Source organism: Pseudoalteromonas sp. MMG022, from assembly GCF_021654245.1.
Classification (GTDB): domain Bacteria; phylum Pseudomonadota; class Gammaproteobacteria; order Enterobacterales; family Alteromonadaceae; genus Pseudoalteromonas; species Pseudoalteromonas amylolytica.
Window position 1 is genome coordinate 1 of record NZ_JAKFZQ010000040.1, and the last position, 5,709, is coordinate 5,709.

A 5,709-nucleotide genomic window follows, 5' to 3' on the forward strand; every position below is an offset into this window, starting at 1 on the left:
CAACTTTACGTCCTTTTAATGTGCTTGTTAGGGGTAATCACCAGCTTAAGTAGCCAAGCTAGAAATACTGCCATAGAAATAGCAAAAAGATCAATCAGGTAACCTTGCCCATTTGAGAAGTCACCAACAGGAAAAGAAATTGTTATGGGTGCAATATGCGGAATCAAACCATCAGTACCAACGCTTCGAACACTTTGCGAGATGAAAAACACTAGAGTGATTAGCATTGCAATCCGACTTTTAGTCCAAGTGCCGTATGTTCCATATGCGGGTATCAGCACATAAAGTAAAATACTAACAAGCGCACTTAAATCGCTTTCAAAGTCAGAGTATATCGTTACTCCCAGACCAATCAGTGTATACAATGCTAAAATAGAACTTGCAACTTTAAATTTCACTATATCCCCTAACGCCTTATTATTGGGCACAAAATGCTTGACTAAAATTAGTGACGAAGAAGCGCAAGCCAAGCATTTTACGTCCTTTGTGAAGCGTTTGTTATACGCACTATACAGTTAAAATAAAAACTATTATAAATACCACTGAAAATGAGACTAATGTTTCTTTTATATTCATATGCTCAATTTTATATCTAACTACATTTAAGAAAGTTGGCGGCATATCAACTGAAGGCTCTTCTTTCTTAATAAGGTCATTTGTTTGAATATCGTAAGCAGAGCAAATTGACATGACCGATTCAGGTGACGCAGTTCCTGATTTTTCGATGCGCTGAACAGTTCTTAAACTTATTCCTGCAACATCCGAGAGTTGTGATTGACTCCACGCCTTAGATTCTCTTAATTGTTTTAATTTTTGAACGTCTAATTGCATTTCCATAATGACTTCCTTAAAGATAAAATCTTAAATAATTATCGTAAGAAAGCTCCTATATTGATACGTCATTCATATGACATTGATTGATATTTTAGCGTCACCAGTGTGCCAGTGCGTATAACGCCGCAATATGGGGCGCATAAATAGTTGGCTAAAATTAGCGACGAAGGGGCGCAAGCCAACTATTTTGAATCCCGACTGATTGCCTTGTTATACGGTTTAAAAAGATGAATTATTGGTTATCGTCACTCTTATTTTTTTTAAACTTATTTATAGAGCCGTAGACAACACCAAGTCCAGCTCCTACGGATAGGCCTATGCCAACGTCATCAAAAATAAACTGTCCAAAAACAAGACCAATCCCGGCTCCCATTGCTATAGCCAATCCCATATTATTGTTAATTTTATTTTCGCTCATATTATTGCAACCTTAAGTTAATATTACTCAAATACCTAAAACCGTATAACGCCGCCATATGGGGCGTATTAAGCTTGGCTATAATAGCGAAGAATGAGCGTCAGCCAAGCGTAAGACGTCCCACGCATAATTGCCTTGTTAGCTGTTTTTAAACTCGTACCCTAGTTTAACTAGGCCTTGTAAGAGCAACAGCGCCAGTAAAACATAAACAGCACCTACAATAAAGCCAAAGGGTAAAGCAAACATTAACATTACAGGTAAAAATTCAAATGCAGTCGCTACTCCTTTAGCGAGAGCTATGTGAGTACTGAATGCAACCACGAAAAACATTGAGAATGCTACGGGCGTAAAAATAATATATTTTGTAATGTTCTCGGTTGGTTTATACCAAACGTATATCGCATAAAACGCTGCAAAGGGTAAATAATACCAAATCCAAATATCATGAAAATGATCTACTTTCAGCGGATAAAGGATTGTTGGCAATAAGTACACGAGGCCTAAATATATTGCTTTATTCATAAAACAGCTAACTCCTCAATAACCGGCGCAGCTTTGCTGCGTCCGGCGACTGAAAGGAGCGTAGCTGATTGACTTGTTATGTGTTCTACTCTGATTCAATTTCTTTCTTAAACTGTGATCTATTAAAAACTGAAATATTAAAACCTCTAAATATTGAGGATTCATCTTTTATCTTATTCGCCCAAGTATCACCAATTACTAATAATGTATCGCCAGCCGATATGCTTTTTGTAAAGCTTTCCTTTGCAAGTTGCAACTTAGGTATATAAACAAGCTTTTCACCATCAGTGGTTACAGTTTGGCTATAGCTTTGGAAGCTCCAAGGGAAATACTTTGCTTCTTTGTAGAGGCTTGCTTCACCCTTTAGAGTGATGTTTACTGCGACTGGGTGTGATACTCGCCCCTTAAGAAGGCGGTTGAATAGTATTTTGTATCTCGTTTCATCATAATAAAAATCATTCCAAGAAACGAAGCTATCTTTGTATTGTATTTTTATAGCATTTTTTAAGGCTTCAACATCAGAGGATTCTTGGATGAGTGCTCTTAGCTTAGCGATGCCAGCTGCAGAGCGAAAATATGAAGCTAATTGCTTTTCAGAACGAATATAATTTCTGCGCGATGATAAATGATCACTTTCTTCGAACTCCTTGCCAGATTTCGAAAGCTCCTGCGCCACCTTCTGGGCATCCACCAAAATGTTCATCCTAAATAGATAGCTACCATCATCCTGCAGCTCAAATATCGGGTTGGTATCTTCTACTGAGTTTGACTCTGCAACTAAAAGATCGACAGCTCCTTTTACAGAGTAACCACATTCATCACTATGTTCTGCGTCTTGCCATAGTTTTAAATATGCCGCAACAGGTGTGTTCGAAGCCCCTCTCGTGTAAGCAGATACATATTGAATGTCAGTCCCACAGTATCTGCAGTTGAGGTTTCCGTTGTCAGATTTCTTTAATTTTGAGATGTGGTAAATAGTGCCTCCGGAATCATTCTTTTTAGAAAATTCCATTTTAATACCTTTACTCAACTTATACCTCCCAGCTTACTCTGACACATAACGCCTTACTAAAGGGCGCACAAATGCTTGGCTAAACTTAGCGACGAAGGAGCGCAAGCCAAGCGGTTTGCGTCCTTTTGAGTAACTTGTTATATACCGTTATTTAGTTCTCGGACATGGTTTTTCTGATCCAATCACTATAAGTAGAAATTCTGACCTGATATGATTTTTTTCCATAATGACCTGCAACAAACTCTTCTAAATTGCCTTCAATATAGTCCCAGCTAAACAAGCCCACCAAATAGCTTTTGCCTTTAGAAGTCATAATCAAAGGGCCGCCACTATCACCTGAGCCGTCAATCCCTTCAAGCTCAAGGGCTTTTTCACCGGAGTCAAAAGTGATTGATAGCCAATTAGTGTGGGTTTCTTCAATTCTATTTTGCAGAAGTCTGAATTTTCCCTGAGTTCCTTGAATAGAACCGGTTATACCATTGCCCGTTGTCCCTCTACCATACCCTGTTATTACTTGGTTGAGCTCTTTGTTTTCAGAATATATTTCAATGGGAGTGCTATCTGGTAAGTCAGAGCTTAACTTTACTAAAGCAATGTCGTGGGCAGTCATCATAAAGGACATTAAATCAGTAGCGTCCCCGCTCAGCATGCTCTCAGGAATATCCGTTATACCGGGATGGATGATTACCTTTTCAACTTCAACTTCGTATTCGCCAATTTGTAGTGTTTTATCAATAATATTTGGTGGTAAAAGGTGAGCTACCGTCACGACCCAATTAGGAGCTATCAAAGCACCATGCCCGCCATCTGGCATATCGACGAAAAACGATGGTGTTTTTTCTAATTCATAGTTGCTGGCTTGAACATCATGGCGAACGACTATCGCCAAGCTATCAAAGGAAAATATTAGTATGCAGGCTAAGTATATATATTGAATGATTTTCATTTAATTTCCCTATTTATGTTTTTATTAGGTTTGCGAAGAAAGTTTACTCTTCGAGGTATATAGACATAATGACTCCCACACGGTGCTAACCTCCGCATCTTCGTGGGTTAGCTTAAAAGTCAGAGCCATAATTAGTTTGTCAAATAACTAAACAGCAGAGGCTAGCATGAATAAACATAGCATACTTTTCATTGGCTTAGATACTCATAAAGAGTTCGTTGAAGTCGCTTATTGTGAAGAACAACGAGGTGCGCAACCTGTTCATTTTGGACGAATTTCTTCAGCCAAAGTTTCGATTACTAAATTGCTTCGTCACTTTGAATCTAAATACCCCGATGCTGCATGATAACCGACGAAATTACTTGCTTCATCCATGCATTAACTCGCTCTAATTCGGGTAAAGGAATAATGGCTTAAAAAGATAAGCAAGGATCAGTGTGCTTAACTTGACAGTGAGAGTCATACCAACGCCCTGTTAAGGGGAAAATTGTAGTTGGCTAAAATGTGGAGCGCAGCGGAATCAGCCAACTGTTATTTGTCCCGCTTGAACAGCTTGTTATATGCAAACACACTATCAAAAAATTCTACGGCCTTTTGACTAACATCACTATGAATTTTTTTACGTACAATATCTGAGTGATCGCCGCATAACTCTTTTAAATACTTAAAACCTAAATCTGTGCAATTAGATAAAAAAGTATAATGTCCAACTTTTTCTAATTCACTATATTGGGAGTTTTTCATTAGCTTCGAAACTATTTTCCCATTAGTTTTAGCTGGTACAACTTTATCAATGCTACCAACAACAACTGAGATAGGTATGACTATATTTTTAAGACTTTCTTTGTTTATTGCTTGAACTACTGCAGGAGCTAAAACAAAAGCTGCTTTTATGGCATCAATTTTAAACGAGTCATGCTCCCTTAATAAAGACTCTTGCACTCTCTCGGAGTTTTTAACTTTATTAAACTCTTTATCAATATCTGAAAACTCTACCTGAGCATTACAAGTAAAGTCCTTATCAGGGCTCTGACAAAATACTGTAAAAAGTGCTTTATCTGTAATTCCACCTATAGATGAAAGTGCAGTGTATCCTCCTAATGAAAAACCTATAATACCAATTTTATTTTGGTCAACAATGGATGACCAATTGTTATGCGAAGACAATTTATCTAATACTACAGAAACATCTTGTGAGCGCTCCCACCACAGTTTATAGCCTTCAGCATATTTTTTTTCTTCTACTGCTGTGTTTCCATGATGATTTACACCTACAACTAAATAACCATTTTTAACTAGTGTTTCAGCAATCCACAACATTTGTAACGCTGAGCCTCCAGTACCATGAGACATAACAATTAATGGAAGTTTATTCTTACTCGTTACGTTAGCATTCCATACAGCGTTACCCGCATTAAATAATTCGTTGTTTGGTTCACCTAATAGTATTGGCTTCACGTTGGTATCAGTAGTGGGGTAAAAGATATGCGTTAATATAGGTCGTTTACTTTTTCCATCCCATGCGGCCCTTTGTTCATCTCTAAATTCAACTGATGTGATACCAACATTAAAATCACTCGTTGCTTGAACAACTGCATGTGTCATAAGTAATGTAATAAAAACTACGAATTTTCTAATTTTCAATTGCGAACTCCTTTTTACATATAACGCCGCGCTAAGCAGCAAGTAACACTTGGCTATAATCTGCGAGGAACGAGCGCGAGCCAAGTGTTACGCGTCCGGCCATTTTTGAGCGCCTTGTTAGGTGTTTTTAACTCAACCAACACTAAGTAAATAGCGATTACCTTTAACTAATTTAGAAACTTGATGTTCACAAACATCCGAGCGAAAAAGCTTTATACGCTTAGTTTCAAAGATTGGGTTAGAACAAATAAATTCACCGCCGACCTTTGCATTTTTTAGAATAATATTCAATTGATAATGTTTACCTGATTCAACTCTATCTTTATGTGGTGG

At 37.8% G+C, this 5,709-nt stretch carries 7 protein-coding genes and 2 pseudogenes; 1 reads left to right on the forward strand and 8 read right to left on the reverse strand.

Annotated features, from left to right (window positions below):
- Positions 1–5: 5 nt before the first annotated feature.
- From L1070_RS19995 to L1070_RS20020, 6 genes are all read right to left on the reverse strand, one after another.
- Entirely contained in the window at positions 6–398 is a 393-nt protein-coding gene (locus tag L1070_RS19995; RefSeq protein ID WP_237126891.1) for a hypothetical protein, read from the reverse strand.
- A 109-nt stretch (positions 399–507) separates the two neighbouring features.
- The gene (locus L1070_RS20000; RefSeq protein ID WP_237126892.1) at positions 508–837 is read right to left on the reverse strand and encodes a helix-turn-helix transcriptional regulator; all 330 of its coding nucleotides are present in this window, start codon (positions 835–837) and stop codon (positions 508–510) included.
- Between the two features lie 229 nt (positions 838–1,066).
- Positions 1,067–1,252, reverse strand: a complete 186-nt coding sequence (locus L1070_RS20005) for a hypothetical protein (protein WP_237126893.1) — start codon at positions 1,250–1,252, stop codon at positions 1,067–1,069.
- Positions 1,253–1,390: 138 nt separating this feature from the next.
- Positions 1,391–1,774: a hypothetical protein gene (locus L1070_RS20010; RefSeq protein WP_237126894.1), complete on the reverse strand. Its 384-nt coding sequence runs from the start codon at positions 1,772–1,774 to the stop codon at positions 1,391–1,393.
- An 85-nt stretch (positions 1,775–1,859) separates the two neighbouring features.
- Positions 1,860–2,786, reverse strand: a complete 927-nt coding sequence (locus L1070_RS20015) for a hypothetical protein (RefSeq protein WP_237126895.1) — start codon at positions 2,784–2,786, stop codon at positions 1,860–1,862.
- Positions 2,787–2,937: 151 nt separating this feature from the next.
- Positions 2,938–3,732, reverse strand: coding sequence for a trypsin-like serine protease (locus L1070_RS20020; protein WP_237126896.1), 795 nt, complete (start codon positions 3,730–3,732; stop codon positions 2,938–2,940).
- A 166-nt stretch (positions 3,733–3,898) separates the two neighbouring features.
- Between L1070_RS20020 and L1070_RS20025 the strand changes: the two are divergent.
- Positions 3,899–4,072 (forward strand): annotated as a pseudogene (locus L1070_RS20025) (IS110 family transposase); the annotation flags it as partial.
- 191 nt (positions 4,073–4,263) lie between these two features.
- Here the strand turns inward: L1070_RS20025 and L1070_RS20030 are convergent.
- A complete protein-coding gene (locus L1070_RS20030; protein ID WP_237126897.1) occupies positions 4,264–5,376 on the reverse strand; it encodes a dienelactone hydrolase family protein in 1,113 nt (370 codons plus the stop codon).
- Positions 5,377–5,508: 132 nt separating this feature from the next.
- A pseudogene (locus L1070_RS20035) lies at positions 5,509–5,709 on the reverse strand (2OG-Fe(II) oxygenase); the annotation flags it as partial.

What these genes read in the sequence shown, in the direction of transcription:
- L1070_RS20010 (WP_237126894.1), bottom strand. Translation starts at nt 1,774, where the DNA reads ATGAATAAAGCAATATATTTAGGCCTCGTGTACTTATTGCCAACAATC.
- L1070_RS20005 (WP_237126893.1), bottom strand. Translation starts at nt 1,252, where the DNA reads ATGAGCGAAAATAAAATTAACAATAATATGGGATTGGCTATAGCAATG.
- L1070_RS20020 (WP_237126896.1), bottom strand. Translation starts at nt 3,732, where the DNA reads ATGAAAATCATTCAATATATATACTTAGCCTGCATACTAATATTTTCC.
- L1070_RS20015 (WP_237126895.1), bottom strand. Translation starts at nt 2,786, where the DNA reads ATGGAATTTTCTAAAAAGAATGATTCCGGAGGCACTATTTACCACATC.
- L1070_RS20000 (WP_237126892.1), bottom strand. Translation starts at nt 837, where the DNA reads ATGGAAATGCAATTAGACGTTCAAAAATTAAAACAATTAAGAGAATCT.